The sequence below is a fragment of the Caballeronia sp. LZ033 genome, assembly GCF_031451265.1.
Lineage (GTDB): Bacteria > Pseudomonadota > Gammaproteobacteria > Burkholderiales > Burkholderiaceae > Caballeronia.
Window position 1 is genome coordinate 21,288 of record NZ_JARUXQ010000009.1, and the last position, 26,747, is coordinate 48,034.

The following is a 26,747-nucleotide window of genomic DNA, read 5'->3' on the forward strand; positions in this document are numbered from 1 at the left end:
CGCCTAGAACCGCGCGCGCATGCCGATGGCCACGACCACCTGATTCGATGTCGAGGACGCGCCGCCGGAGTTATTGACGAACGCGACATAGCCGTGTCCGATTGCGTGCTGGAACATGCTTTCCATGTAGACATCGGTACGCTTCGACAAGGAATACACTGCCTGCAGGTTGACCTGATTCCATTTCGGATCCGCGCCATAGCTGGTGCTCTGCGTCACATGTCCGTCCGTGTAGGTGTAGGACAGGCCGAAGACCAGCACATGCGTGAACGCATACTTCGCGTTGAGTTCGTAGTTGTCGAATCTGAGCGTGCCGTTGTTCGAGCCGAATGACCGCGTACCCTGAAATTGACTGTGCGAGTAAGCAAATCCCACTGTCGCGCTGCCGAAGGCGTAATTGAGTGCGGCCGCGACGGTGCGCTGAACATCGGCTCCAAGCTGGAATCCGGCGGTGCCATTGGACTGGGTCTCAATTGAATCGATTGCACCCGAGGCGTTCGTCGTCGAGTTCGAGCCGTTTTCCTGCAGATACGCGGCGGCGGCATTGAACGAGCCGTGCGTATAAGTCCCGCCGACGCTGTAGGCACGATTGTTCGCGAAGGACGGACTGTTCGAGAACGCATAGAGTCCGCCGAGTTTCAAGCCGAAGTAATCATCGCTCGTGTACTTGATGGCATTGTTCATGCGGATCGAGTGGTCGAGATTGTCGTTGTCGAACGGGTGAGCGAAGCTTGCGTCACCGAACGTCGTAGCAACACCTGTCAACGGCTCGACGAAGTCAGTCAGAAAGTCATATTGCCGGCCCACGGTCACGGTGCCGAGGCGCTTCGCATCGAGGCCCACGAAGGCTTGCCGGCCGAAGAAACGGTTGTCTTGTCCGAGCTTGCCATTCTGAAGATTGAAGCCGTTCTCCAGGACGAAGATGACGTGCAGTCCTCCACCCAGGTCTTCCGTGCCGCGCACGCCGAAACGGCTGCCGTTGATCTGGCCGCTGGTCGTCTGAAACAGCCCGCCTTGCGAGCCGCCCTTGGCGACGTTGTTCGCATAGGAAAGCCCTGCATCGATCAATCCATACAACACGACAGAAGACTGCGCCTGGGCCGACGCCGCTACGATGCCGGATATCACGACTAGAGCGAGTCTCTTCATGTCACACCCCGGAGCGGACAGGACAAGTGGGTGTCTAAAGAGTATCGGCCGATGCGCTGCTGTTCAAACGCGCGGCGGTAAAAACAGCTTTCCCGCCGTGGCGAATATGCGTGTCATCCGGAATGCGCAAGCAGAACTATCCGCTGGTATGGCGCGGATATACGCAAGCATGTGCCCGGCACCTCAACGGACGCTGGAGCCGCCGGCGCTTTGCACCTAGTCTTCTTTCAGAGTGAATCGTGAGGTGCGAGATGGATCAGCTTTACATGTTGAGGGCATTCGTGGCGGCCGCGCGGTTCCAGAGTTTCAGCAAGGCCGCCGAATCGTTGAATGTCAGCACGGGCTCGATATCGAAGGCGATTGCGAAGCTCGAAACGTGCATGCAGACGAGAGTCTTGCTGAGAACGACGCGCTCCGTCTTCCTGACCGACGCCGCACGGCCGTACTTCGTCACGTGCAGCCGTCTGCTCGAAGAGCTCGATGAGGCCAACCGGCGCATCTCGCAAGAGCGGGAGTTCGATGGCGGCAGCCTTCGACTGGTGATTCATCCGACGCTGATGAGCGGCGAATTCGCGCGGCTGTTGCGTCATTATCGGCGCATCGCACCGCACATCAGGCTCGCGATTGCCGTGGAGGAGGGGCCGGTCAATCTCTACGGCGGCCGCTTCGATCTCGCGATGCTGCCGTCGCATCTGGTCGAGCAATCGACGGTGATCCGACGCACGTTATTGAGGTCGATGTCGATCCTGGTCGCGTCACCGGCCTATATTGCCGAGTATGGCTTGCCCCAGTGTGCGGCGGATCTCGCCGGACATTTCCTGCTGGTTCAACACGGCGCAAGAGGAAAACGGCCCGGTGTGGTTGAACTGGACGAGGAGGGAAGCAAGGTGGCGATAGCCCCGATATCCTCGATGGAAGGCGACGAGGTGCTGCTACGCGCGGCAGCAATGTCCGGAATCGGCATTGCCCTTCTTCCCGATACGATGGTCCGTGAAGACATCCTTGCGAGGCATCTCGTGCAGCTGCTGCCGGGAAGCACGGGTTCGAGCGGCAGCGTCGAAGTATGTCTGTTCTATCCGCATCGCGAACTGTTGCCTGCACGGCTGAGAAACTTTGTCGACTGTTGCATCGACTTCTTCAGAACCGCAACCGATAGCCCGGACGAGACGCAATGTCTCGAACAGGTGAGGTAACGGCGCTTTCCTCAGAACGCCCTGTTTTGAAAGCGTGCTTCGCTTTCAGGGCAAGTTCGATCCGTTAAAAGTGTGACACGCTCAAATCGAAAGAACCACGGCAGCGGTCCCTTCGACTTGCGTAAAGGTCCGAACAAAGCGATAAAGCTGATCGCCGATCTGAACGCGATTCGGCCCGGATGATGTCAGCTTCAGCATTTCATCCGCGATCTCGCGGGACACTTTCCCCACTCGGCGAAGCTGTTCTCGCGGCCCGGACGGGTCACCGAGATAGACAGTGCACACCTCCGGCACATGCCGAATCAGCACCACGCTCGTCGCCTCGTCGAGCGCACGTTCCAGTACCCCAGCAAGTGCTTGAAGGGCCTGAATACTCTGGCTGTCGCCAATATCGGTCGTCTCGTTACCTGCTGCCATGTTAAGCCCCTGGAATAACAGACATCGGCGATGTCCAGCCAGCTTGTTCGCCAGGAACCAAACATACCACGGGGCGCTGGGGCGCATCTCCTCACGCCTTGCTGGAGTCCGCAGCGGTGACCACATCGCCGCCTTCGAGAACCGGTTCCCGCAAGGCGGTGGATGTCCCCTTGCGTACGGCTCCGTGGATCTGGCGGCGCACGACCCATCGCTTCAGGAACAGGAGCGCGGCGCTGACGCATCCATACATCACGGTCACGATGAACGCCGCCTGCAGCAGCGACTCGGGCGCATAGCTCGATATGTCCTGTGACCGGTGCAGCAGTTCGTCGTAAGGGATCACATAACCGAGCGACGTGTCCTGCACGACGGCAAGCAACGAGCTGATCAGCGCCGGCAGCATGTTGCGCTGCGCCTGCGGCAGCACGACGTGCAGCATCGCCTGCCACGGACGCATGCCCAGCGCCAGCGCCGCTTCGCGTTGTCCGCGCGGCAGCGAGAGAATGCCTGCGCGCACCACTTCCGCGGTGAGCGCCGCGTGATGCAGCGCCATGGCCACGACGAAAAAGCCGAGGGCAGGCCAGTCGAAACCCGGCGCGGGCAGTTCGATCACCATGAACAGGATCAGCAACAACAACGGCACCGCGCGGAACAATTCGACATACGTGCCCGACAGCGCGCACACCCATCCGCGCGAGGACAACCTGCCGGGCGCGAGCGGTATGACCAGTACGAATGCAGCGAGCGCCGAGCACAGCGCCGCCTGGAGGGTCGAGACGAGTCCGTCGAAGAGGAATTTCGCGGTGCCCCAATGCCAGAAAATGGCCCACTTCGGCGCCTCGAACTGTCCGCTCGATTCGAGCCGCATGCCGGTCGCCACGATCAGACCGAGCACGGCAACGGCGCTCACGATCAACTTTTCTTGTTGTAGCGGCTATATCCTAATGTCCTGTTCTGGCTATTTACAGATGTCGGGTTCAAACAAGTGGCAAGCTGGCGGCGGGGTCGTCCAGCGGGAGCTAAGGGTGTTCTTGATTTCGATGCAATTTCCAGGTCGGGACGCTCTAGCCCTGATAGTGCTGCGTCTTCCGCCCCTATGTTGATAGGGTTGCAAATCAAAAGATTGCTGTCTTCCCGGCGAGGTTGAACACGGCTAGACGTCGATCTACGGTCAAGGCAGGCACCATGAGGTCCTCGCGGGCCTGAAAGAGTAAGACGGTTTAAAGCGGACGGCGAGGGATACACGCCGGCTAGACCGCCGGCTGGGCTTAAGCAGGATCGGATCGAACATCGAGTTCGTCGTAATCCTTGATATGGTAAATGACCGCGGACACGATCCAGCTCACCACGAATATGCCAATGACCGCATAACCGAGCAAGCCGAAATTCTCATTGAGTTCGCCGACCCAATTCCAGAAGGCACCACTCAGATGCAGCTTGTCTGCGATTAGGCCGAGGCCCTCGATACTCCCGACGGCAAGCGCTACGACGACGGAAATGAGCGTGATCGTGATGTTGTAGTAGAGCTTGCGCACCGGTCTGACAAACGCCCAACCGTAAGCGCCAAGCATGAGAATGCTGTCGGTCGTATCGATCAGCGTCATGCCTGCAGTGAACAGGGCAGGGAAGACCAGAATCGACCAAATCGGCAAACCTTGTGATGCGCCAGCCGCTGAGATGCCAAGCAAGCCGATCTCAGTTGCAGTATCGAATCCCAAGCCGAACAGAAATCCGAGCGGATACATGTGCCAACTCTTCGTGACGAGCCGAAACACGGGACGAAAAATTCGCGCGAGCAATCCGCGATTAGCAAGGAGCAAATCCAGGTTCTCGTCCGAATACGGTTCGCCACGGCGCACACGTCGAAAGGCGTCGATCACGGAACGCAGAATGATGAGGTTCATCAGCGCGATGGCAAACAGGAAAAACGTCGATACCAGCGTGCCGATCAGTCCGCCAATCTCCTTGAATCCATCCATCCGACTTTGCAGCGCAAGTGCGGTCGCCGCAATACCGACTGAGGCGAGTACGACGATGGTCGAATGTCCAAGCGAAAAGAACAGGCCGACGGTGACGGGACGCCTGCCCGCCTGCATCAACTTGCGTGTGACGTTGTCGATTGCAGCGATGTGGTCGGCGTCAACCGCGTGGCGAAGGCCCAGCGTATAGGCGAGCAGACTGGTGCCCATGAGAAGCGGATAACCGCGGAAAGCGACGTACGCCCAGATCCACGCGCCGATGTTGAAGACCGCGAGAAGCGCATATAGCCCGATCACTCTGCCCCGAACGTTCGAGTTCTCCTGACTGACGAGTGTTTGGTCCACATGCATATCCGCTACCCCGATGATGGTTGCTATCCACGCAGTGCCGTGCGCGCGATCAGAGCGAATATTACCTTTATCAAAAAAGATCATACGTGTTTTGTCAAGTTACGATGGGTAGCGTGACGGCCGGACTATGCTCCGTTCGTAGTCGGTCCATACCCATTGTCGTGAGGCAAGCATGCAACGCATTTCGATCACCATTGACGACGACCTGCTCGACGTTGTCGACGCCCTGATGGAGGCACGCGGCTATACGAGTCGCTCGGAGGCTTTCCGCGATATCGTCCGTGAGAGTGCTTCACGTGAGAGGGAGCAAGCGCCGGAGCAACCGTGCGTTGCGACGCTCACCTATGTCTACGATCACGCGACCCGGGATCTCGCCCGGCGCGTGACCCAGGCTCACCACGATCGTCACGACCTTGCGGTGGCGAGCCTGCGCGTTCATCTTGACCACGAGAGCGTGCTGGAATCCTCGGTGCTGCGCGGGCGGGCAACCGACCTGCGGGCGTTTGCCGATAGCTTGTCCAGCCAGCGTGGCGTGCGGTACGCCAACTTGCACACCATTCCTGTGATTGTCGAACGGACCGAGCACAGTCATGGCGCGTCAACAGGTCATCACGACCATCTGCATGTTTGACCGTTTGCAGGCTGTTCGTAAGGAATGCCTTGGCGCGCCTTCTCGCTGATTTGATGACGCAATCGCTGTAGAATGCCGCGCTATGACTGCCCTTCGCCACCTCATCCGGCGAGGCGGCGCAATGCGGCACGCTTTGCTGGCAATGGTATTTGGCGTGCTTCTCGCGCGGGCCTTGCTTTCCAGCGCCGTCATGATCGATCCGGATCATGACGCGATGGGTGGTTTCTTGATGCTGTGCTCGGGTCATGGCGTGATGGTCGTCAAGGAGATGACTCACGACGACACGATGCAGATGTCCGCCTCAGATTCAATGGATGGGTCCATGCAGGCGATGCCCGGCATGGATATGTCAGGCATGTCAAATATGGCGATGCCAGTGGATCACGTAGACGTGACGGTGCATCACGCCGAGCATGACCAAGCGGGCGCCATGAGTCATTCCAGCGATCTGTGCGCCTTTAGCGCGGCACTTGCCACCGCGCTCGCCAGCATCGTCGTCTTTTTCTTCCTGTTCGCGCCACTACAGCTGCGTGAATCGTGGCGTCGGCCGCGTGCCACCGCAGTGCGTGCGCTCCTTCTTCATATCAGGCCGCCCACGCGCGCGCCTCCTGTGTTCGCCTGATAAGCCCTGATCGGCGTCCGCACGCGAGTCCGGACGCGCTTATCCATCTACGAACGAAACAGTCATGAAACTCAGACCACGCCCGCATGGTGCGGGTGGCGTCGGCATGCGCGCACGCGAGTTACGACGCCGCGTGCCGTATTCGAACGCGCGCGCCGCATTGATCGCGATGTCCACATCGATTGCCGCCATGCATACAGCCTATGCCGCAGATGAACCCGCGTCTGGCAGCAGAACGAATGCGACGTCCACATTGCCGAGTGTGACCGTCTCAGCCAGCAAGGGCACGAGCCTTGACGACATGGATCTCAGCACGACCGCGTTGTCGCGCAAGCAGGTTCAGCAGGCGCCGCAGACCACGGTCGATCAGATCGTCAACAAGATTCCGGGCGTCTACACGCCACAGGTGTCGACCTTCGCGTTGCATCCGACTTCGTCGATCGTCGGCATTCGCGGTTTCGGCAATGCGTTCGGCACCAAAACGCTCGTGCTTGTCGACGGCGTGCCGATCAACGACGGCTATTTCCGCACAGTGGATTGGTCGATCGTGCCAAAGGGCCGTGTCGACCAGATCGAGGTGATTCGCGGCGGTGGCGCGACGAGCCTGTGGGGCAACCTGGCGATGGGCGGGGTCATCGACATCATCACCAAGGAGCCGCAACCGGGCGAGAAAACGCTCGACGTGTCCTACGGCAGCTACAACACGCGCACGGCGGATGCCGCCATTACGCTGCTGTCCACGCCGGTGCTGACCGTCGGGTTGACCGCGAACACGTATCACACGGACGGCTATAACCTCACGCCGGAGCAATATCGCAATGCGTCGAACGTCGCGACGTCGGGCTTTGCGAACAATGTCGCGCTGTCGTTCTATCTGACGCCGGATGCGGCATCGAAGTACTACCTGCAGGTCTACGAGCACGACAAGCACGAAGACGGCCTGGTCTACGCCAACGCAAAGAACACGTGGGAGCGCTACGGACTGCGCGCAGGCGCCACCCGCAAGCTCGACGACGGCAGCAGCCTGAACGCCGACGCGTGGGTGGATCGCACGAATTATTTCACCCGGAACGCCAGCCAGACTGGCGGCTACTCGCTTTCGACGCCGACGCTCGGTTACTCGTACGTGTCGCAGATCGAAAGCGCGCCGTACAAGACCGCGGGCGGCTCCGTGTACTGGCAGAAGGACATTGGCCCGATCCACGATCTGAAGGTCGGTGTGGACTATCGCTATCTCGGTGTCGACGACCAGAACAATCTGTACAACGTGGCCGGCACCAACACGTCCACCTTCACGGTGCACGGGCAGCATCAGTTCTTCGGTGTGTTCTCTCAGGGCACGTACCGGCCGCAGTCGATTCCGCTGGACATCACGCTCGGGCTGCGGGGCGATTACTGGCGGGCGAACAACGCGTCGATCGCCGGGCAGTCGCTGGCCGGCAGTCTGAATCAGCAGCTCAACGATGCAAGCAAATTCACCTTCAATCCGCGGCTGGGCGCGAAGTATTACTTCGACAACGGGCTGGACGTGCGCGCGGCGGTCTATCGCAATTTCTCCGCGCCGGGAATGAATCAGATGTACCGCGCGTATGTATCGGGAGGGACGTATAACTCGACCAATCCGAATCTGGTGCCGGAGACGAATGTGGGCGAGGAGATCGGTTTCGATCTGAAGAAGAGCCTCTACAACGTGTCGTTCACCGCATTCCACAACCGCGTGAGCAACTACATCGACTACCCGACGCTGTGTTCGACAGCGGCGAGTTGCGCGGGCATTCTCGCGGGGACAGGACTCTCCAGCATCACGTCGGTGCGGCAGTATCAGAACGTCGGCAAGGCGACCATCATGGGGGCGGAGTTGTTCGGCGATGTGAAGGTCACGCCGACGCTCACGCTCAACAGCGGGCTGACCTACACCGAGGCGTATTTGACCGAATCCAATACGCCATTGACGTCGCCCACACATAACCAGCTCGGGCAGGTGCCGCACTGGGTATGGACGGGCGGAGCGAGCTGGGAAGCGATCCCCGCGCTCACGCTGACCGCGCAAGTCAAGGCGTGGACGGGCTATTGGTACAACACGGCGCATACGGTCAGAAACGGCGGAGCGGCCATCATCGATCTGGGCGCGTCGTACCAGATCAACAAGACGGTTCAAGTCTATGGGCTGATTCAGAACCTGGGCGGTCATTTGTACTACGACACCGGCGCGCAAGGCACGACCACGCCTCCGCAGTACGGCCAGCCATTCAGCGTCTATGGCGGCCTGAGGATCACGCTCTGACCGAACGCATTTTCAAATGACGCACCGGCCTGTCCTATACGACGGGCCGGCATGCAGTAGCAACACGTAATCGGAGGATGCATGTCCACTACCTTCAAGGACAACACCGCGGCCGCACCGCGAACCGGCAATGGCTACCGCACGCTTTGGCGGTGGCACTTCTACGCGGGTCTTTTCGTGATGCCGTTCCTTGTCGTGCTCGCGATCACGGGCACCTTGTATTGCTTTCAGCCGCAGATCGAGCCGCTGCTGTATCCGCATCGCATGGTCGTGCAACCGGAGGCGACGTCGAAGTTGAGTCAGGAGGCGCTCCTTGCACGCGCGCAAGCCGCGTTGCCGGCCGGATCGAAACCGTCTGGCGTGCGCCTGCCCGACGAGCCGAATCGCAGTGCGGAGTTCGTATTCCGAGTGCCCAAAGAAGGCAGCCAGAGCGTGTTCGTCAATCCGTACAGCGGCGTAGTGCTCGGCACGCTAAGCGTCGACGATCGCTTCATGCAGGTCACGCGCATGCTGCATCGCAAGCTCCTGCTCGGCAAGTTCGGCGAATTGCTGATGGAGCTGGTCGCATGTTGGACGCTGGTGATGATCGGCACGGGTATCGCGCTGTGGTGGCCGCAAGGCGCGGCGCGCATGAGCCGCGCGTTCGTGCCGGATTTCGCGCTGAAGGGGCGGCCGTTCTGGAAGAGCCTGCATGCGTCGATCGGGATATGGCTGGCCATTGGCGCAGTGGCGTTTGTGCTCACGGGGTTGCCGTGGACCGGATCGTGGGGACAGGGCTTCAAGTCGCTTGCGACCAGCGCGAATATGGGCGCGCCTGAGGGATCGTGGGGTGGGCTGCCGTTGCGTTCGAACGTGCCGGGGCAGCAAGCACCGGCCGCACAGGAGCCGACTCAGACGGCGGGCCATCATCACATGAGCGACATGGAGTCGATGCCCGGCATGACGATGGACGAAATGCCGCTTGCCAACGTTCCCTGGGCGGTGGGTGCCGTAAAAGTGCCGAGCGCGCCGGCGGGCGAGAGCGGGGCGCGCATCACCGTCGACCGGGTCGTCGACATGATGCGTCACGAAGGAATCGACGGGGGTTACGAGATCGCGTTGCCTGCATCGACTGACGGCGTCTATACGGTGTCGTATTTTCCGGCGGACCCTGAAGCGGAGCGAACCATCTACATCGACCAGTACAGCGGTGCGGTGATGAAGGACATCCGCTATACAGACTATGGCGCTGTGTCGAAAGCCGTGTCCTACGGCACGGCGCTGCACATGGGCCGCTATTTCGGGCTCGCCAATCAGATCATCTGCGCGGCGATCTCGCTCGGGCTCGCAACGCTTGCCGTGACCGGTTTCGTGATGTGGTGGAAACGTCGACCCGCGAAATCGGTCGGCGCACCGTCGCGAGAACGTGTGGCGCCGCCGATGCGTGGCTGGAAGGTCGGCATGGTGCTACTCGCCGTGATCTTCCCGTTGATGGGAGCGACGATGATCGCGGTGTGGCTGGCAGATCGTGCCGTGTTCAGACCTTATGCGCGGCAGGCAAGCTGATTGCCGAGATGGTGTAGAGAACGCTCGGCGCTGCGTCAGGGACGTCGTCGAGTGTGCCGCATACCTTCATGCCCGCCTTCTCCAGTACCTTGCGTGACGCGGTGTGTGCTGGCCGGACGAAGGCCAGCACTTCATCCAGCGACAAATCGCGGAGACCGAACTCGATCGCATACCTGGCGAGTTCGGTTGCATAGCCCTGGCCCCACGCCTCCACCGCAAAGCGATACCCGACATGCACGCGGGCGGAGCGGGGATGTCAAGCAAGAGGCTCATCGATCAGGGGCGGCAGGGCTTGCTCAACTTTCTGGCGCATGTCGGTGCATTGCGCGGTGAACTGGTGCCGGAAGGACCGCCCGCCGAGACGCGCTTTCTCCGCGTCGAGGGATCACATCACTATGTCTACGCGCACGACGATGGTCTTTATGAGCCGCTTGCGGAATTCGGCGAGCGGGTGACGAAGGGGCAGGCGGCTGCACGCATTCATTTCCCCGACACGCCGCTTCGTGAGCCGGTGACGGTGTATTTCGGCGGTCAGGGAGAGATTGCATGCAGGCGGGTGCAGGCGCAGGTGCGTCGCGGTGACTGCCTGTTTCAACTCGCCGACGACGATCGTCAATATGCCTGAGCGTTCGGGTTGCGCGCCAGAGCCAGGCGTGCGACGGCCGCGAAATAGCGCGCGCCGGTTTCGAGTATCTCGTCGTTGAAGTCGTAACCTGGGTTGTGCAGCGGCTCGCCCGTTTCGCCATTGCCGATAAAGATGAAGTTGCCCGGCACCACTTGCAGAAACGCGCCGAAGTCTTCGGAGATCATCATCGGCGTGACGTTGGTGTCGACGGAATCGATGCCCGCCACGTTGGCCGCCGCGCGTGCCGCCGTCTCGACCCACTCGATTGAATTGACCGTCGGCGCGAACTCGTGCGTGTACTCGAAGTTGCATTGCGCGCCGTGCGTGCGGCAGATGCCTTCGCTTACTTCGCGCATGCGCGTTTCGAGCATTGCCTGCACGTCGCGCGAGTAGCTGCGCGTGTCGCCCTTGATGGTGACCGCCGACGGGATCACGTTGCGCAGTCCGTCGGTGAGAAACTCGGTGCACGAGATGACCGCCGATTGCGACGGATCGAGATTGCGCGACACGATGGTCTGCAATCCCAGCACGATCTGTGCGCCAATCACGATCGGATCGATACCCATATGCGGCCGCGCCGCATGCGTCCCGCGCGCCTCGATTCCGATGACGAAATTATCCTCGCTCGCCATGATGCCACCGCCGCGCGTCGCGAACGTGCCGGCCTTCATGCCGGGCATGTTGTGCGCGCCAAAAATGGCATCGACGGGAAAGCGCTCGAACAGGCCGTCGGCCATCATCGCTTTTGCGCCGCGGCCGTGTTCTTCGGCAGGCTGGAAGATGAAGCGCACGGTGCCGTCGAAATCGCGTTGTTCGGCCAGTTGACGCGCCGCGCCGAGCAGCATCGCCATGTGACCGTCGTGGCCGCAGGCGTGCATCTTGCCCGGCGTGAGCGAGATATGCGCGCGGGCGGGCGCGTGCTCGCTGATGGCAAGCGCATCCATATCGGCGCGCAGGCCCACGGCACGCATGCCGTTACCCGCGCGAAGACTGGCCACCAGCCCCGTTCCGCCGATACCGCGCGCCACTTCGTAACCAAGCGCGCCGAGAATGGACGCAGCGAAGTCCGACGTGCGGTGCTCCTCGAATCCCGTCTCCGGATAGCGGTGCAACTGTCTGCGCCAGTCCTGCAAGCGCGCCTGAAGTGTGGTTTCCATGTGATTCTCCTCAGGCAAGATGGCTGATCGTGCGCTGACGCGCGAGCACGTCTTCGGGGTGCTGGCCGGTGAGCTCTTCGTACAACGCGGGTGCGGTCGCGCCTTCGGTGTTGATGACCAGCACGCGCGATTGCGAATTGAGTCCGGCGAGTGCGGCCAGCGAGCGCTCGCGCATCAGTGCCGCCAGTCCCGCGAAACCCGCCGCGCCCGATTCGCCCGCGACGATCGGGACATCGTTCGTGCTGGGATCGGAGAGCACGCGCATGGCAGCGATGGCTTCGTCGTCGCTGATGGTCATGAAGGTATCGATGCACGGCTCCAGCACGCGCCACGCCAGCGGCGATGCTGCGCCGCATGCGAGACCGGCCATGATCGAATCGACCGAACCGGTTGCGTGTGCGGCGTGCCCTGCCAGCGCGCTTTGATAGAGACAGTCCGCCTGATGCGGCTCGACCACGATGAAATGCGGCCGCCGCGCGCCGTGCCATTCGCAGAAGTAACTCGCCACACCGGCAGCGAGCCCGCCGACGCCGCCTTGCAGCAGCACATGCGTGAATGCGGGTGTATCGCGCGCACTGGCGGTCTGTTCGATGATCTCGGCGGGAATGGTGGCGTAGCCCTGCATCACATCGCGCGGAATCTCGGTATAGCCATCGTATGACGTATCCGACACCACATGCCAGCCGTTGACATGCGCGAGACGCGCGGCCTCGGCGACCGAGGCATCGTAATTCCCGTCGATACGCATGATGCGCGCGCCTTCACTGGCGATAGCCCATTCGCGCTCGGCGCTCACCTGGGCATGCAGCACGATCACGCATTGGCAGCCTAGCGAACGCGCGGCCGCAGCGAGCGCCTTGCCGTGATTGCCATCGGTCGCGCTGATGACGGTGAGATGCGCGAGCAGCGACGCATGTTGTCCTTCGAACAACGCGCGCGGATCGAGACGGTGCGTGTGCCACAGACGCGTGACAAGCCGCAGCAGCGCGACCGGCGCACCGAGCGCCTTGAAGCTGCCAAGCGCGGAGCGCTGCGATTCGTCCTTCACATGCAGCGAAGCGATACCGAAATGCGCCGCTGCATGCGCAAGGCTGTAAAGCGGCGTCGGCGCGGGATTGAGACGCGGCCATGTCGAGAGCCATGCGCGGCTTTCATCGGCCTGCGCGATGCTCAGAATGTCGCGCAATGCGTATTCGCTTCGTTGGGCGCGAGGGTTGGTAATCGACATCTGCGGGGTGCTCCGGGAAATTGACGAGTTGACGCTCGAAGCGGCATTGCCAAATAATATTCATGCGGACCATCAAGCCGGTTCGAAAATTACTGCTATCCGCGCAAAAAAATTTCGTTCGCAAGGGGAGTGCTGTCATGTCCGTGTCGCTCGACATTTTCGATCGCAAGCTGCTCATGGAGGTCCAGCAGGACGCGCACACTCCGCAAAACGAACTGGGCGCGCGCGTCAATCTCTCCACCGCCGCCGTCAACCGCCGTCTGCGGCGCTTGTCCGACGAAGGCGTGATCGAACATTACGCGGCCATCGTCGCACCGGAGAAAGTGGGCTGTGCGCTGACCATCGTGACCATGGTCGAAGTCGAAAGCGAACAGATTGATCTGCTCGATGCAATGAAGCGCACCTTCGCGCAATGTCCGCATATCCAGCAGTGTTATTACGTGGCGGGCGAGTGGGACTTCGTGCTGGTGCTGACCATGCAGAATATGGATCAATACACGGAACTCACGCGGCAGCTCTTCTTTTCCAACAACAACGTCAAGCGCTTCAAGACGCTGGTGAGCATGAGCCGCGTGAAGGTCGGACTGGGCGTGCCGGTGCTGATCGACGAATAGAAGCTCAGCGCACCACGGTCAGATCGTTCCACGCGCCGTTGCCGTATTGGCGCACGGTGATGGCGCCGTTGCGCATGTCTCCTTTGTCGTCGAAGCGGATTACGCCGGTGACGCCGTTCATCGAGAGTTCGCGCAGCTTCGGCAGATAGACGTGCGGATCGGTCGATCCGGCGGCCTGCATCGCGGTGGCCATGGCCATCACGGCATCGTACGCGTAGGGCGCATAGAGTTGCACGGGCGCGCCGAATCGCTCTTGATAACGCTTGAAAAAAGTCTCGCCGCCGGGCATCTGCGAGCGCGGCACGCCGGCGAGCGTGCAGTATTTTTCGGTGTTCATCGCCGCGCCCGCGAGCGTGATGAACTGTGGCGTGCAGGCTTCGTCGCCCGCGATCAGCCTGGCTTTGATGCCGAGCTTCTGCGCCTGTTGCGCGAACGCCGCCGCCTGCGTATCGCCACCCGTGAACACGATACCGCCCGGCACCGCGCTCTTGATGGTGGTCAGCACGCTCATCCAGTTGGTGGTCTTATCGGTGCCGTATTCGCGCGCCACCACCGTGCCGCCCGCGGCCTTGACTGCCTTCTCGACCTCATCCGCGAGACCTTGTCCGTAGGCGGTGCGATCATCGACGATCGCGACCTTGCTTACGTGCAGATCGCGGACCAGATACGTGCCGATCACCGTGCCTTGCCGCACGTCGTTCGCGACCATGCGAAATACCGACTGGAAGCCTTGCGCCGTCAGTTTGGGATTGGTGGCGGATTCGGTGATCATCGGAATGCCGGCGTCGGCGTAGATGCGCGAGGCCGGAATTGACGTGCCAGAGTTGGCGTGACCGACCACGCCGGACACGCGATCGTCGACGAGCTTCTGCGCGACGGTCACAGCGGTTTTCGGATCGGCGGCGTCGTCTTGTGAATCGAGCACGAAGGTGACGGGCTGACCGCCGATCTGAATCTTCTTCGCGTTCAGATCTTCGATAGCGAGGCGCACGCCGTTTTCGTCGTCCTTGCCGATGTGCGCCAGTTCGCCTGTGAGCGGCGAAACCTGACCAATTTTGACGGCGACATCGGCATGCGCGGACGCGGTGGCGGTGAGAAGTGCGGCGCTCAGGAGCGCGGATACGGGCAGTCGATGGCGCATGGCGAGTCTCGTGTGATAAGTGACAAGACTCAATCGTAGAGAGCGGACGCGAGCGCCAAAATTGAAGGAAGGGGCCCGCGCGAGAATATCGTGCGCTGAACTCAGGCGAGACGCAATTTTTTACCGGTGAAACGGGTGGCGTCCGGTGACGCGCCCTCGAAGCCCCTGAAAAAAGCACTAGAAGCGGTAATTCACCAGCAACTCCAGCCGCCGATCGTTGCCGAGCAAAAACTGCGTTTCATCGTAATAAGCGCTCTGCACGTAATGGCGATTGAACACGTTATAGGCGCGCGCCGTGACCGTCGTGTTTTTGCGTGGCTTCCATGCGAGCGCCAGATCGACGGTCGTGTACGACGGCATCTCGATCTGGTTGGCCGTATCCGCATAACGCTTGCCGACGTACTTCAATCCGGCAATGCCGGTCCACTCTTGAAGAAAGCGCCAGCTTACCCAGAGATTGGCGAGTCGCTGCGGCGCGGACACCGGCACATTGCCCGCACGCGAGACGACACCGCTGCCGGTGCTTTCATCGAAATCGTCGTACTTGGCTCGCAGGATCGACACATTCGCGTCGATGCGCCAGTCGCGCGCGACCTCGGCACCGAGCGTGGCCTCGATGCCGCGCGAAGACTGCTGGCCGACCTGGATCGAATTGTTCGGATTCAAAGGATCTGCCGTCACCAGATTGTTTTTGACGATGCGGTACGCCGCCAGCGTCCAGTCGGCCTTGCCATTCAGGAACGACTGCTTGATGCCAACTTCGATCTGCCTGCCCGTCGCCAGAGTGAAATTCGCTTTGGACGCATTAAGCATCAGCAACGAACTGAGCGGGTCGGCGGCGACTGAATATTGGCCGTACACCGCAAGCGTCGGTGTGATGTCATACACGCTGCCGATGCGCCAGCTGGTGTTCGGAAATACCTTGGTGAAAGCGCCGCCGTTGATCAGATCGTCGCGATTCACACTCGCATGGTCGTAGCGCAGACCGCCGACGATCGACCAGCGCGGGGTGATGGCCAGTCGGTCCTCGGCAAAGAACGCGTACTGATTCGCCTGCGTGCGGTACTTCGGCAGCGTACCGGCCTGGTTGATGAACAGGCCCGGATCGAAGTTGTACGGATCGACGAAAGACTCGCCACCATAGGGCGAGTTGTTGTCGTGCTGGAACGTCGTGTGGTTGAATTCGACGCCCGCAGATGCGGTATTGCGCATGCCGGAAACACCGCTTTCGAGCGTGGCATAGGTGACATTGCCGATCTGCTCCTGATCATGAAAGATCTCCGTGTAACTGCTGCGCTCGATCAAACCCGACGACGGAATATAGCTGTAATACTCGGCATCCTTCCAATGCCGATTGCTTTTCATGCGATACAGCGTGCTCGTCACGCTCAGGTTGTCGCTTGGCTGCCATGTCGCGGCGAGCGTGGCCCAGCTATCGCGATAGGAAATCAGGCTGTCGCTCACGTTGTAGTTCTTCTTCACCAGCGAGCGGTCGAAGGCGCCATTGACCAGCGGAATGCCGAAATATTCCATCGGATGCTGATAACCCTGCGCATACGAGGCCGTGACGTTCAGCTCGGGCGTGATGTCGTAACGCAGCGCGCCAGACACGGATAGATCGCGCGAGTTGCCGGAATCGACCCAGTTCGCGGAGCGGTTGCCACTGACATCGAATCGATACGACAATTTGTCATTGATGGCGCCGCCGCTGCCGAAGGCGAGCCGCGCCGTGCGTTCGGTGCCAATGCCGAGCCGGATTTCGCGCTCGATCGGCGTGCGGGTCGGTTTCTTCGGCACCACGTTGACGATACCTCCGATCGCGCCTTCGCCATAGATCACTGAAGCAGGACCGCGCAGCACGTCGATGTGATCGATGGCCCAGGTATCGAACGGATAGGTCACGCCGATTGCGCCGTAAGGTCGCACCCCATCGTAGAGCTGCGTCACCGAGGACGTGCCGACAAATCCTCGCGCCGACAACTCCGCGCCACCGTTGCCCGGATGCGGCGATTCGCTGATGCCGGTTGCGCGGCTCACGGCATCGAGAATGGTTTCATCGCCGCGTTCGTCGAGCTGCCGGCGATCGATCTGCTCGACGCTGGCCGGTGTTTCCATCGAAGTGAGACCGAGGCGCGTGCCGGTGTTCAGAGGCCGTTCGAGCTCGTTCTGTCTGGGTGCGCTGACGGATATCGCGGGCAGGCTCGTGCTGGATGGATCGTCGTTTGTCTGGGCGTGAACGAGAGAAGGACCTACCGCGACGGATACCGTCGAAACAAAAGTGATGGTTCGGATCATAAGTGATTGGCAGCACGACGCCCACCGGTCCTGTCAATGAACGGCAAGGGCGGTCTTGGATGCGAGAGCGCAGGGCGAAGCTCACCATCGCTCAATTCAACGCATGGTGTTCGCGCAGACAAAGCGGTGCCACGCTTCATGAGCGGGCAGCGACTCAGGAAAGGAAATCAGATTGAAGCGGGTGGCGCGCGTGGCTGGGCCTGACTGAACCGCGCAACGCTCGTGTCTGCACGCGCGGCGACAACGACGTACGTGCCATAAGACGTGCGCTGCGGCGACGCAGCGGACAGTGCATTCGCTATGCCGGGTGCGTGAGTGAAGAATTGGCAATAGCCGCAAGCCTGGCCATCGAAATGACTGTCGGCCGAGGAAGTCGAGTGCTGATGGGTCGAGGCTTGAGATACATGCACCGAGCACAACTCGGCGGTGAGCTCGACCGGATGCGCGCGTGCTGCGATGAGTTGCGAGACTGCCGGGGCGAACGTGATCAGCAGCATGGCGAACCATGCCAACAACCATCCCGTTCGCTGATAGAGGCGGCGACGCAACACGTTCACATTCCAAGAAGATAAGATGCCCGAATTATGCCTTTCTTTACTTTCCTTTACAAAAAGAAATAGGGCGGTGTGCGTCCAGTCCAACCATTGCATTCGAGCGATGGCGTACTGTCTGGTTCATTTTGAAACGACGTGACTCAAGCGTTCGGAACGTGGCAGAGAGGGTGCGAAAACTCGGTATTTGAGTCGTCTGAAAAGGCGAACGAATGTTACACTGCACGCGCTAAACGGGCATCCACATGACTATTCATGCACATCGAAGACTAAGCGCTTGGCTTGGCATCATTGCGATGTGCCTGATCACGCTCGTGCCGCTCGTCAGTCAAATGGTTCAAGCACATCAGGCGCAACAACCTGCCGCTGTGCTGTGTTCGTCGGATCATCAATCACATCAGGCGCGCCAGTCGGAAGACATGTTAAGCGCATGTGCCTACTGTGACTTGCTGACTACGCATGCGGCCATGCCCTCAGTTCCGCCGCGCGTGGATATGCCGGTCATCCTCGCGATTGCCAGTGCGGTCCTAATCCTGTCAGTACGCTTCATTCCCTCCGGCGCGTTCCCTTCGGGACGCCCTCGCGGTCCTCCCGTTTTTTCCTGACCGATTTCGGCGTCCGTTTCGTCCGGCGCACGCTTTCGTGCCACCGTTCACCATAGTCGAGAGACATTCCGAGCGTCGCATCGCTGGATAAGTCCTGCGCGTAGTGCCCGCGCATGGTTTCTCGACTTGCGAACGCGAAGCAAGTGAAAAACATTAGAACGTTCTGCGTTTGCCCGACCGGGCAGGCGTTTGGTCGTTCGTCTCCGGGAGATATCCATGCGGGTCATGGAGCAAATGATGCGTTTAACGACGCATCTGAATATCGGTGCCTTGATTGCAGTCGTGTTGTGGGTCATCTGGATAGCCGCGATCACCGCGTCTCCGGGTTGGGCCGATCCTGCACCGTCCGTCACGATTCTCAAGCCATGCGCGTGTTCGCATCACGGAAACACGACAGTCGTTGCGAGGCGCACATGATGCGCCACACGATCAACCCTGTTCCGCGCCGGAACTCGGCCCGTCAAACGATGCTCGCCGCAGTGTTGGTGCAAGCAATGTTTTGCACGCATATCGCGCAGGCGTCGGAGGATGACGTGCAACAGATTCGCGCTTTGCTTTCCCGCAACTACGATCGACCACAGCAAAAGCTCGAGGTTGCGCCCGTCGCAGTCGAGCAGCACGTAGCAATCGCCGACTGGATTCAGGGCGAGATGGGCGGACGTGCCTTGCTCAGGAAGAAAGATGGCGCGTGGACGATCGCCGCTTGCGGCGGAGACTCCATGAAGGACATGCAGCAACTGCGTGACGCCGGCATTCCGGCTTCGACGGCGCGTGCGCTGATCGAAAAACTGGAGCAGTCGGAGCGCGCGCTCGATCCCAAACGCGTTCGGAAATTTGATCTGTTCGGTGCGCGGAGCGGCCGAATATAGACGAACCGCCATGCCTGATCGCGGGGGGAGGCCATTCAAACGATAGATAAGAATGACCGAGTTTCCATCGACACGCGATTTTCTTTGACCAGAAAGAAAGGGCGACGCAGGCCATTTCGTCACTCGAGTAAGCACGTTCAACCGATATCACAATCATGAACAGATTGACCTTGGTGGCTGCCGCCTCGATCGCGGCGTTCGCTGCGCCGCTGCATGCGCAGCAAGCAGATGCCAACGCAAACAAAGCGCAGGAAAGCGACGTTGCCGACATATCGACTTTGCCTTCTGTGGTCGTCAAGGCGAAGCGATATCCATTCACCACGCCCTATACGGCGACGGACACGACGGCTGCAACGCGCACCGCTACGCCTCTGATCGAAGTGCCTCAATCGGTCCAGGTGCTCACGCATACGCTGCTTGAAGAGCAGGACGCCCGCACGCTCGCCGATGCGCTGGTGAATGTCTCTGGCGTTATACCCAGCCAGCCGGAAGAAAACCTCTTCGTGGCGCCGATCGTGCGAGGCTTTCCTGCGGAGATCTATCGGGATGGTCTGCCGATGTATGGCATGAATGCGGCCAACAGCCCGACGAGTCTGGTTGGCATCGAGCAGATCGACGTGCTCAAGGGACCGAGTTCGACACTCTACGGTGGCGGCCTGGGTTCGCCGCTGGGCGGTCTGATCAACCTCCAGTCAGAGTTGCCGGACAGCAAGGCGGGCGGCTACGTGGCGATGCGCACCGGCAGCTATGGAACGGTCAACCCGTACTTCGACCTGACCGGGCCGCTGACGTCCTCGATCAACGGTCGAATCGCGGCGGAGTATCAGAGCAACGGCAGCTGGATCGATCAGGTGAAAGGCGAGCGGTGGTCGGTGAAACCCAGCGTGTCGTTCAAGCTCGATCCGAACACCGTTCTGCTGCTGCAGGCGGAAGTCAATCACAGCAGCCAAGTTGAATATTCGGGATTGCCGGCTGCGCAGGCGCTGGCGGGCGATCTCGACCGCCACGCGTTTCCGGGGACGACCATCGGGCAGCCTCGCACCACGATCGACAATCAGCTGGCAACCGTCCAGCTACAGCACGATTTCAACGACAGCATGCGGCTGACCGTCAGTGGCCGCTACTTCAACAGCAGGATCCCCGAGTACGGCAGCTTCGTGTATCCGGGCATGTATCCGCCCGATCCCGCGACGCCCACTACCTATCCGATCCTGCCGCTCAACATGCTGACCACCACCAGGGAGGCAACGTTCGATGCGAACGTGTCGGCAAAGGTCAATGCGTTGGGTGGACGCCATGAACTGATGGCGGGCGTCGACTACGACCACACCAGTTTTTCCTCCGACATGGGCTTCGAGGGCGTCCCTGTCGGCTCGCTCGATCTGGCGCAGCCGAATTACAACCTCGGATATGGTTCACTAGCGCCGCTTAGCCTCACTCAGAATGATCAGTATCAGACGATAGCGGCTTACGTGCAGGATCAGGCGACCTACGGCCGCTTCCATCTGACCGGTTCGCTGCGCTACACGCGGCTCGTGTTCAAAGAAACCGAGCAAAGCACCAACGACACTTACCACCGCGTGTCGCCCAGAGTCGGCGCCACGTTCGATCTTGCGCCCGGTGTTGCCGCTTATGCCGCGTATGCCACGGCGTTTCGCGCGGCGTTCGGGTTCATCGGTGCGCAGGCTCCAAAGCCCGAGACGTCGCGCAATATCGAGGCGGGTATCAAGCTCGCGCTGAAGGACATCGGCTTGTCCGGCACGATCGCGCTGTTCGAGCAGACGCGCAATAACGTCGCCACGCCCGATCCCAATAATCCGCTCTTTTCGATTCAGGCCGGCCAGCAACGTGCGCGTGGTATCGAAACGGATCTGGTCTGGGAACCTGCGCCGGCCTTATCGCTTCTGGCTAACTACGCGTACACCCGCGCGAAGGTCACAGAAGACAACGCCATTTCGGTCGGCGACACGCTGGCGCGCGTACCCAAAAACAGCGGCCGCTTTGCCTTCCGCTACCGACTGTTGAATGGGCCGGCCGCGGGGCTGTCGTTCGGCGCGGGCATCACAGCCTTAGGCTCGCGCGAGGTCACCTTACCCAACACCATTTCGGTGCCGGGATACGCGGTCGTCGATGCGCAGGTCGCGTACATGTTCGACCGTTACACGATCGGGCTGTCCGGCGTGAACCTGACCAATCGCCGAGCCTACGCGCCCTATGAATACCTTTCCTTTCCGGTTGTGATGCCGATCCAGCCGCGCTCCGTCTATCTCACACTGAAAGCACAAATATGATCGATACCGACCGCCGAAATCTCCTGCTCGCTGCGCTCCTTGCTCCTTTGACCGTCGGTGCCGCCAACGCGAGCGCGCATGACATGGATCATGCGGGTCATGCGGGTCACGCGGATCACCCGGATGCTCACATGTACATGCCCGATAGCACGGTGCATTGGGAAGGCGACGAGGAGATTGCCATGCTGATGTACCCAGGCATGACCGTGATGGATCTGATCGGGCCGCAGTCCATGTTCGGTTCGCTGATGGGCGCGAAGATTCATCTGGTTGCGAAGACCATGGAGCCAGTCACAAGCGATGCAGGCGTCATTATCGTGCCTACGGCGACGTTCGACACATGTCCTCGCGACCTCACCGTGATCTTTACGCCGGGCGGCACCGATGGCACGCTGGCTGCGGCCAAGGACCACGACACGCTCGCGTTCATGTCCGACCGCGGTAGCCGCGCGAAATACGTCACCAGCGTCTGCTCAGGATCGCTGATTCTGGGCGCTGCCGGATTGCTGAAGGGCTACAAGGCGACTTCGCACTGGTCATGTCGGGATGCACTCACTGGATTCGGCGCGATCCCATCGAGTGCGCGCGTGGTGCGCGACCGTAACCGGATCACAGGCGCGGGTGTAACCGCCGGGCTCGACTTTGGTCTGACGATGGTGGCCGAGCTCCGCAGTCGTTTTTACGCCGAATGTACCCAGCTCGTGAGCGAATACGACCCTCATCCGCCGTTTAACGCAGGCTCGATGAAGACGGCGCCCGCGAAAGTCAAAGCCGACATGATCCAGTTGCTTTCAGGATTCAGGAAGAAGGCTGAGCAGTTGGCGTCTGACAGCGCAATGAGCAATCGCAAAGCGTGACGCGACCGGCGATCAGCAAGCCGTGGGCGAGCGTGCATACCGACGCGGCCAGTTTCGGCGCGTTTTGGTCAATTCGGCGTGCAATTGCCGTCAGTGGGTGTGGTGATGATGGACGTATGGTGCGGGCGAGCAATACGCGTTCGCCAGTGCCGCTTCCACCGGATCGGGCGCGTCAAGCAGACACCAGCCAATCTCGGCAATGGCGAGCAGGAGGGTGAACAGAACGCAGGTTCGTAATTCCATACAACGAGCGTAGTGGGTGAATCGATGAAAGCCGCACATTGAAAAAGGCGTCCCTCTCCGGCCAGATTCTACGGTAAAGCGCTGACAGCGCCGCTGCGAGGCGTAAAAGTCGAGTGCTACACTGCGCGAATTGTCCGATCCAACTTCTCGATTCGGTGCCCAACAATCAATAAAGGAGGCGCGATGAAAGCATCCATCAAATGGTCCCTGGCCGCGTTGCTCGGTACATGCGCAATGCATGCGGGGGCCGCATCTTCGTCGATGATGGTGTCCGATTGCTGGATCCGGCCGTTGCCGGGCAACGTTCCATCCGGTGGTTACTTCAAGGCGATGAATATGAGCGCGAAGCCCATCGACCTGACTGGCGTCGAAACCGACGCGTTCGGCATGGCGATGCTGCATCGGACGGAGAAAAGCGGCGATACGTCAAAAATGGTGATGGTCGATCAGGTGTCGGTGCCGGCGGGTGGCACGCTCGCGTTTGCGCCCGGAAGCTATCACCTGATGTTGGAGCAGCCCAAACACGCCCTCAAACCGGGTTCGAGCCTCCCATTCACCTTCGTGTTCAGCGACGGCGAAAAGGTCAAAGCGAACTGTGCGGTGAAGACTCCTGGCGCCATGGCCGAGTAACACCTGCGCAGGGCATCGTTTCGTCAATCCTGACGCGCTATGCAAACTTACGGCATGGCCCATGTATGGGCGCAGGGCGACTTCATTACACGCGGAATTCTCGTGGTGTTGTTGCTAATGTCCGTCACCTCCTGGACGGTGATCGTGGTCAAGTACATGAATGTGCTGCGGTTGAAGCGCCTGATGTGCCACGCCGAGCGCACATTCTGGGACGCCAACGACTTCAGTGAGGGTGTGGCGAGGCTTGCGACGGCGACTCCGTCCGTGGGTGCCAATCCGTTTCTGGCACTGGCCCTGTCAGGACTGGATGCGGCCGATCACCACCAGCTTACACAAACGCATCTTCACGACCGGCTTGATGTATCCGACTGGATCACTCGAAATCTGCGCGCCACCATGGACGATTGCGTCGCGCACCTGCAAAGCGGGCTTGCCGTGCTTGCGTCGATCGGAAGCACCTCTCCTTTCGTAGGGTTGTTCGGGACGGTATGGGGGATATACCATGCGATGCTGACGATCGGCGCAAGCGGGCAGGCGTCGATTGATCAAGTAGCGGGTCCGGTGGGTGAGGCGTTGATCATGACCGCATTCGGACTGTGCGTGGCCATCCCCGCGGTCCTTGGTTATAACGCGTTGAACAGTGCAAACAAGTCGACCGTGCGCAAGCTCAATCGGTTCGCCCACAGTCTCCATGCGTTTTTTGTGACGGGTGCGAGCCTCGTGCCGTCGGGGCACGCCGCGCGTCAATCGGACGGCCTTTCGACCGATCTATGAGTCGCACTTGCAGGACCAAGTGCGTTGTGTTGGTTGAGCGAATATCCGGGGTGACAGACAATGCGCGTCTGGTTCCGATTCGACAGGATCTTTTTCGCTTTCGCTTTCGCTTTCGCTTGCGTGGAGACGCCTTGCCTGTCCGCGGAAATTCTGCGAACGGACGGTATGCGCTACATCGGACAGGTCGTCGACGGCAAGGCTGAAGGGCAGGGAACAGAAACCAGGCCCGATGGGACAATTTTCAAAGGTCGTTTTTCGAAAGACGCATTTGTCGAAGGCACGATGCGACAGGGCGGCTGGGTCGTGCCCTTCTCGAACTGTCATTCGCCCGATAGAACAACCAGGGCGACGGATTGAGGCGGCGTTGCCATCACTGCGGCATCCATTGAAGAATCCACGCGAATTGAAGTCAACTATATAGTCCGGTCTCGCGTCCAGCCGAATGGCACGCGCGCTTATGCTGCTGCGTTGCAGACGGTACCCCATGTCCATCCACTTTCTCTATATACGGCTTCGGTCGTACAGGCTGCCACGACGCGGGCTCGCGACAGCCTTAGTTGCCGCCGTGGCAGTCGCAGTCCTTTGTGACCAACTTGGCGTCTATACAGTTCAGCCTCTCGGCGCGGTTCCGGAAGGGGCGACCTATGTTGTCAGGCGGAATTCGGGAGAGCCTTTCTTTAACTCGATCGACGGCACATGTGATCGCTGGGGGGAGGACGTGACGGTCTCCTGTGCTGGTCGGGCCATCCGTCAAGCTCCACTGCACCGCATCTTGATCGAACTTCCATATCAGCGAACTGCCTACCGCCTTTCGGTTCAGGCGCACACGTATGCGCGTAGGTCAGTACCGCCTGATAGCGGCCAATGCGCCGACCAAAACGCCATCTTGCAGCAGTCGCTAGCGTGCCATTGGTGGGCAGCGTCATCTTCTCCGACGAGACTCCCCGAAATCAAATATTTGACATAACCTAACTTATCGCATTTGAATTTGTAGGTCCCAAGTTCAAATGTCGTGTTTCTGCCAAATAGAGATGTCGCATTTTGACGTAGCTTCGTTGCCAGACAAGCGTTTAAGGAGCGCTGGCGATGAACACGACCGGGACCATCACCATGTCGATGCGCGAACTGGACCGACTCAGAGTGATTCAGGCAGTCGCCGAACGCCAGCTCAAGCCAGGCCGTGCCGCCGATCGGCTGCGCATGAGCGTGCGGCAAATCGAGAGGCTCGTCTTGCGTTATCGTGCAGACGGTGCACGTGCTCTGGTGTCCGGCAAGCGCGGACGCGCGAGTAACCACCGTCTGCCGGACGGCGTGGCGCAACGCGCGCTCGCGTTGATCCGCGAGCGTTACGCTGATTTTGGTCCGACACTGGCGTGCGAGAAGTTACGGGAATGCCACAACATTGAACTGGCCGTCGAGACGATTCGTTCCCTGATGACGGCTGCGGGCCTTTGGGTGCCTCGCAAACAGCGCCCGCCGCGGATTCACCAGCCCCGCAACCGCCGCTCGTGTCTGGGCGAGCTAATCCAGATCGATGGCAGCGATCACCGCTGGTTCGAGGAGCGCGCGCCGGCCTGCACGCTGCTGGTATTTATCGACGATGCGACGGGCCGGCTGATGACGCTGCACTTCACCGCGACCGAGTCGACCTTTAGTTACTTTGAAGCGCTGTCGAAGTATCTGCACGCGCACGGTAAGCCCATCGCGTTCTATAGCGACAAGGCCAGCGTCTTTTACGTCAAGAACCGCTCGCAGACCGCTGGCAAAGGCGTGACGCAGTTCGGGCGAGCCTTGTACGAACTGAACATCGATGCGTTCTGCGCGAATACGAGTCAGGCCAAGGGGCGTGTCGAGCGCGCCAACCTGACCCTGCAGGACCGGCTGGTCAAAGAGTTGCGCTTGCGCAGCATTAGCACATGGGAAGCAGCCAATGCCTATGCGCCCTCCTTCATCGCTGACTTCAATCAACGTTTCGGCAAGCCGCCACGTAGCGACCACGATGCTCATCGGCCCTTGCGTGCTGACGACGATTTGACGCAACTACTGGCACATCGCGTGTGGCGCAAGGTCACGCACGCGCTGACGGTGCAATACGATCGGGTGATGTATCTGCTGGAAGACACGCCTGCCAATCGCCTATTGATTCACCAGCAGGTCGAGGTGGTCGAATACCCGAGCGGCTGCGTCGAGGTGCAGGCAGGCGGCGAGGTGCTTTCCTGCGGCGCTTACGACCGTATTGCGCGGATTAATCAGGGCGCGGAAGTCGAGAACAAGCGTTTGGCGCATGCACTCGAGGCCGCACGGCTGCTGCAAGCCAAACGAGACGATCGTCGTGCATGTGATGCACCTTCACGCACGCATCGCGGTGAACAGGTTCGGGCCAAAAAGGCGCTTGAAGGACTGAAGAAGCAACGCGCACTAAGCATCGCCGACATGAACGAAGCGATTCTCGAAGTCAGCGCAAAAGCAATGAGGGAACGGGGGGCGGCTGCGCCGCCCCAACCCCACAACCCGAACAGAAACATCGCTTCGAAACCCGACATTTCTACTTAGCGGAGACCCCGACATTTGAACTTAGCGGCAACAGAATTTGTCACGCTTTTTAGATGGAATGGTCGCCTCCCGCCATCACGGTCATCCGTCGCCGCAGCTCCGTTGACCGGGGCGTGCGACATTGCTGGTTCGGCATGTCCGCC

24 protein-coding genes and 1 pseudogene are annotated in these 26,747 nt (G+C 60.3%); 15 read left to right on the forward strand and 10 right to left on the reverse strand.

Annotated elements, in window-relative coordinates; genetic code table 11:
- Positions 1 to 3 precede the first annotated feature (3 nt).
- Complete coding sequence (locus tag QCE62_RS34530) at positions 4 to 1,149, reverse strand: porin (protein ID WP_309927862.1); 1,146 nt, start codon at positions 1,147 to 1,149, stop codon at positions 4 to 6.
- 266 nt (positions 1,150 to 1,415) lie between these two features.
- On the opposite strand from QCE62_RS34530, the gene QCE62_RS34535 reads away from it, so the two are divergent.
- Positions 1,416 to 2,342: a LysR family transcriptional regulator gene (locus QCE62_RS34535; protein ID WP_309927864.1), complete on the forward strand. Its 927-nt coding sequence runs from the start codon at positions 1,416 to 1,418 to the stop codon at positions 2,340 to 2,342.
- A gap of 81 nt (positions 2,343 to 2,423) precedes the next feature.
- Here the strand turns inward: QCE62_RS34535 and QCE62_RS34540 are convergent, their stop codons facing one another.
- From QCE62_RS34540 to QCE62_RS34550, 3 genes are all read right to left on the reverse strand, one after another.
- Complete coding sequence (locus QCE62_RS34540) at positions 2,424 to 2,759, reverse strand: hypothetical protein (RefSeq protein ID WP_309927866.1); 336 nt, start codon at positions 2,757 to 2,759, stop codon at positions 2,424 to 2,426.
- A gap of 91 nt (positions 2,760 to 2,850) precedes the next feature.
- Positions 2,851 to 3,669 carry an amino acid ABC transporter permease gene (locus QCE62_RS34545; protein WP_309927868.1) on the reverse strand — a complete coding sequence of 273 codons (819 nt, stop codon included), beginning with the start codon at positions 3,667 to 3,669 and terminating at the stop codon, positions 2,851 to 2,853.
- A gap of 358 nt (positions 3,670 to 4,027) precedes the next feature.
- On the reverse strand, positions 4,028 to 5,089 hold the full coding sequence (locus QCE62_RS34550) for a HoxN/HupN/NixA family nickel/cobalt transporter (protein WP_309927902.1): 1,062 nt from the start codon (positions 5,087 to 5,089) through the stop codon (positions 4,028 to 4,030).
- Positions 5,090 to 5,261: 172 nt separating this feature from the next.
- On the opposite strand from QCE62_RS34550, the gene nikR reads away from it, so the two are divergent.
- The 4 genes from nikR to QCE62_RS34570 all read left to right on the forward strand — a co-directional run bounded on the left by nikR (position 5,262) and on the right by QCE62_RS34570 (position 10,171).
- A complete protein-coding gene (nikR, locus tag QCE62_RS34555) occupies positions 5,262 to 5,720 on the forward strand; it encodes a nickel-responsive transcriptional regulator NikR (protein WP_309927869.1) in 459 nt (152 codons plus the stop codon).
- A gap of 121 nt (positions 5,721 to 5,841) precedes the next feature.
- Positions 5,842 to 6,342 carry a hypothetical protein gene (locus QCE62_RS34560; protein ID WP_309927871.1) on the forward strand — a complete coding sequence of 167 codons (501 nt, stop codon included), beginning with the start codon at positions 5,842 to 5,844 and terminating at the stop codon, positions 6,340 to 6,342.
- Between the two features lie 64 nt (positions 6,343 to 6,406).
- Positions 6,407 to 8,626: a TonB-dependent receptor gene (locus QCE62_RS34565; RefSeq protein ID WP_309927873.1), complete on the forward strand. Its 2,220-nt coding sequence runs from the start codon at positions 6,407 to 6,409 to the stop codon at positions 8,624 to 8,626.
- A gap of 81 nt (positions 8,627 to 8,707) precedes the next feature.
- The gene (locus QCE62_RS34570; RefSeq protein WP_309927875.1) at positions 8,708 to 10,171 is read left to right on the forward strand and encodes a PepSY domain-containing protein; all 1,464 of its coding nucleotides are present in this window, start codon (positions 8,708 to 8,710) and stop codon (positions 10,169 to 10,171) included.
- Here QCE62_RS34570 and QCE62_RS34575 read toward each other — a convergent pair.
- Positions 10,143 to 10,409 carry a GNAT family N-acetyltransferase gene (locus QCE62_RS34575; protein WP_309927876.1) on the reverse strand — a complete coding sequence of 89 codons (267 nt, stop codon included), beginning with the start codon at positions 10,407 to 10,409 and terminating at the stop codon, positions 10,143 to 10,145. The two genes, QCE62_RS34570 and QCE62_RS34575, sit on opposite strands and share 29 nt — an antisense overlap.
- Before the next feature lie 3 nt (positions 10,410 to 10,412).
- On the opposite strand from QCE62_RS34575, the pseudogene QCE62_RS34580 reads away from it, so the two are divergent.
- Positions 10,413 to 10,796: pseudogene (locus QCE62_RS34580) on the forward strand (succinylglutamate desuccinylase/aspartoacylase family protein); the annotation flags it as partial.
- Here the strand turns inward: QCE62_RS34580 and QCE62_RS34585 are convergent.
- Both QCE62_RS34585 and QCE62_RS34590 read right to left on the reverse strand, forming a co-directional pair.
- Positions 10,784 to 11,953, reverse strand: a complete 1,170-nt coding sequence (locus QCE62_RS34585; RefSeq protein ID WP_309927879.1) for a M20 aminoacylase family protein — start codon at positions 11,951 to 11,953, stop codon at positions 10,784 to 10,786. The pseudogene QCE62_RS34580 and the gene QCE62_RS34585 sit on opposite strands and share 13 nt — an antisense overlap.
- 10 nt (positions 11,954 to 11,963) lie before the next feature.
- Positions 11,964 to 13,181, reverse strand: a complete 1,218-nt coding sequence (locus QCE62_RS34590) for a diaminopropionate ammonia-lyase (RefSeq protein WP_309927881.1) — start codon at positions 13,179 to 13,181, stop codon at positions 11,964 to 11,966.
- Positions 13,182 to 13,318: 137 nt separating this feature from the next.
- Here QCE62_RS34590 and QCE62_RS34595 point away from each other — a divergent pair, with 137 nt between their 5' ends.
- A complete protein-coding gene (locus QCE62_RS34595) occupies positions 13,319 to 13,795 on the forward strand; it encodes an Lrp/AsnC family transcriptional regulator (RefSeq protein ID WP_309927884.1) in 477 nt (158 codons plus the stop codon).
- A gap of 4 nt (positions 13,796 to 13,799) precedes the next feature.
- On the opposite strand, the gene QCE62_RS34600 is transcribed toward QCE62_RS34595, so the two are convergent.
- From QCE62_RS34600 to QCE62_RS34610, 3 genes are all read right to left on the reverse strand, one after another.
- A complete protein-coding gene (locus tag QCE62_RS34600; RefSeq protein WP_309927887.1) occupies positions 13,800 to 14,936 on the reverse strand; it encodes a branched-chain amino acid ABC transporter substrate-binding protein in 1,137 nt (378 codons plus the stop codon).
- Between the two features lie 177 nt (positions 14,937 to 15,113).
- On the reverse strand, positions 15,114 to 17,051 hold the full coding sequence (locus QCE62_RS34605) for a TonB-dependent receptor (RefSeq protein WP_309927888.1): 1,938 nt from the start codon (positions 17,049 to 17,051) through the stop codon (positions 15,114 to 15,116).
- A 347-nt stretch (positions 17,052 to 17,398) separates the two neighbouring features.
- Positions 17,399 to 17,872 carry a DUF2946 domain-containing protein gene (locus tag QCE62_RS34610; protein WP_309927890.1) on the reverse strand — a complete coding sequence of 158 codons (474 nt, stop codon included), beginning with the start codon at positions 17,870 to 17,872 and terminating at the stop codon, positions 17,399 to 17,401.
- A gap of 155 nt (positions 17,873 to 18,027) precedes the next feature.
- Between QCE62_RS34610 and QCE62_RS34615 the strand changes: the two genes are divergently transcribed.
- From QCE62_RS34615 to QCE62_RS34645, 8 genes are all read left to right on the forward strand, one after another.
- Complete coding sequence (locus QCE62_RS34615) at positions 18,028 to 18,387, forward strand: DUF2946 domain-containing protein (protein WP_309927892.1); 360 nt, start codon at positions 18,028 to 18,030, stop codon at positions 18,385 to 18,387.
- Between the two features lie 413 nt (positions 18,388 to 18,800).
- Complete coding sequence (locus tag QCE62_RS34620; protein WP_309927893.1) at positions 18,801 to 19,256, forward strand: copper uptake system-associated protein; 456 nt, start codon at positions 18,801 to 18,803, stop codon at positions 19,254 to 19,256.
- 155 nt (positions 19,257 to 19,411) lie between these two features.
- Positions 19,412 to 21,547, forward strand: coding sequence for a TonB-dependent siderophore receptor (locus tag QCE62_RS34625; protein WP_309927895.1), 2,136 nt, complete (start codon positions 19,412 to 19,414; stop codon positions 21,545 to 21,547).
- On the forward strand, positions 21,544 to 22,404 hold the full coding sequence (locus QCE62_RS34630) for a DJ-1/PfpI family protein (RefSeq protein ID WP_309927896.1): 861 nt from the start codon (positions 21,544 to 21,546) through the stop codon (positions 22,402 to 22,404). Before QCE62_RS34625 ends, QCE62_RS34630 begins: the two co-directional genes overlap by 4 nt.
- Before the next feature lie 426 nt (positions 22,405 to 22,830).
- Positions 22,831 to 23,277, forward strand: a complete 447-nt coding sequence (locus QCE62_RS34635) for a copper chaperone PCu(A)C (RefSeq protein ID WP_309927897.1) — start codon at positions 22,831 to 22,833, stop codon at positions 23,275 to 23,277.
- Positions 23,278 to 23,316: 39 nt separating this feature from the next.
- Positions 23,317 to 24,051, forward strand: a complete 735-nt coding sequence (locus tag QCE62_RS34640; RefSeq protein WP_309927899.1) for a MotA/TolQ/ExbB proton channel family protein — start codon at positions 23,317 to 23,319, stop codon at positions 24,049 to 24,051.
- A 165-nt stretch (positions 24,052 to 24,216) separates the two neighbouring features.
- Complete coding sequence (locus QCE62_RS35350; protein ID WP_409017963.1) at positions 24,217 to 24,408, forward strand: hypothetical protein; 192 nt, start codon at positions 24,217 to 24,219, stop codon at positions 24,406 to 24,408.
- A 729-nt stretch (positions 24,409 to 25,137) separates the two neighbouring features.
- Positions 25,138 to 26,604, forward strand: a complete 1,467-nt coding sequence (locus QCE62_RS34645; protein WP_409017962.1) for an ISNCY family transposase — start codon at positions 25,138 to 25,140, stop codon at positions 26,602 to 26,604.
- The last annotated feature ends 143 nt before the right edge of the window (positions 26,605 to 26,747 follow it).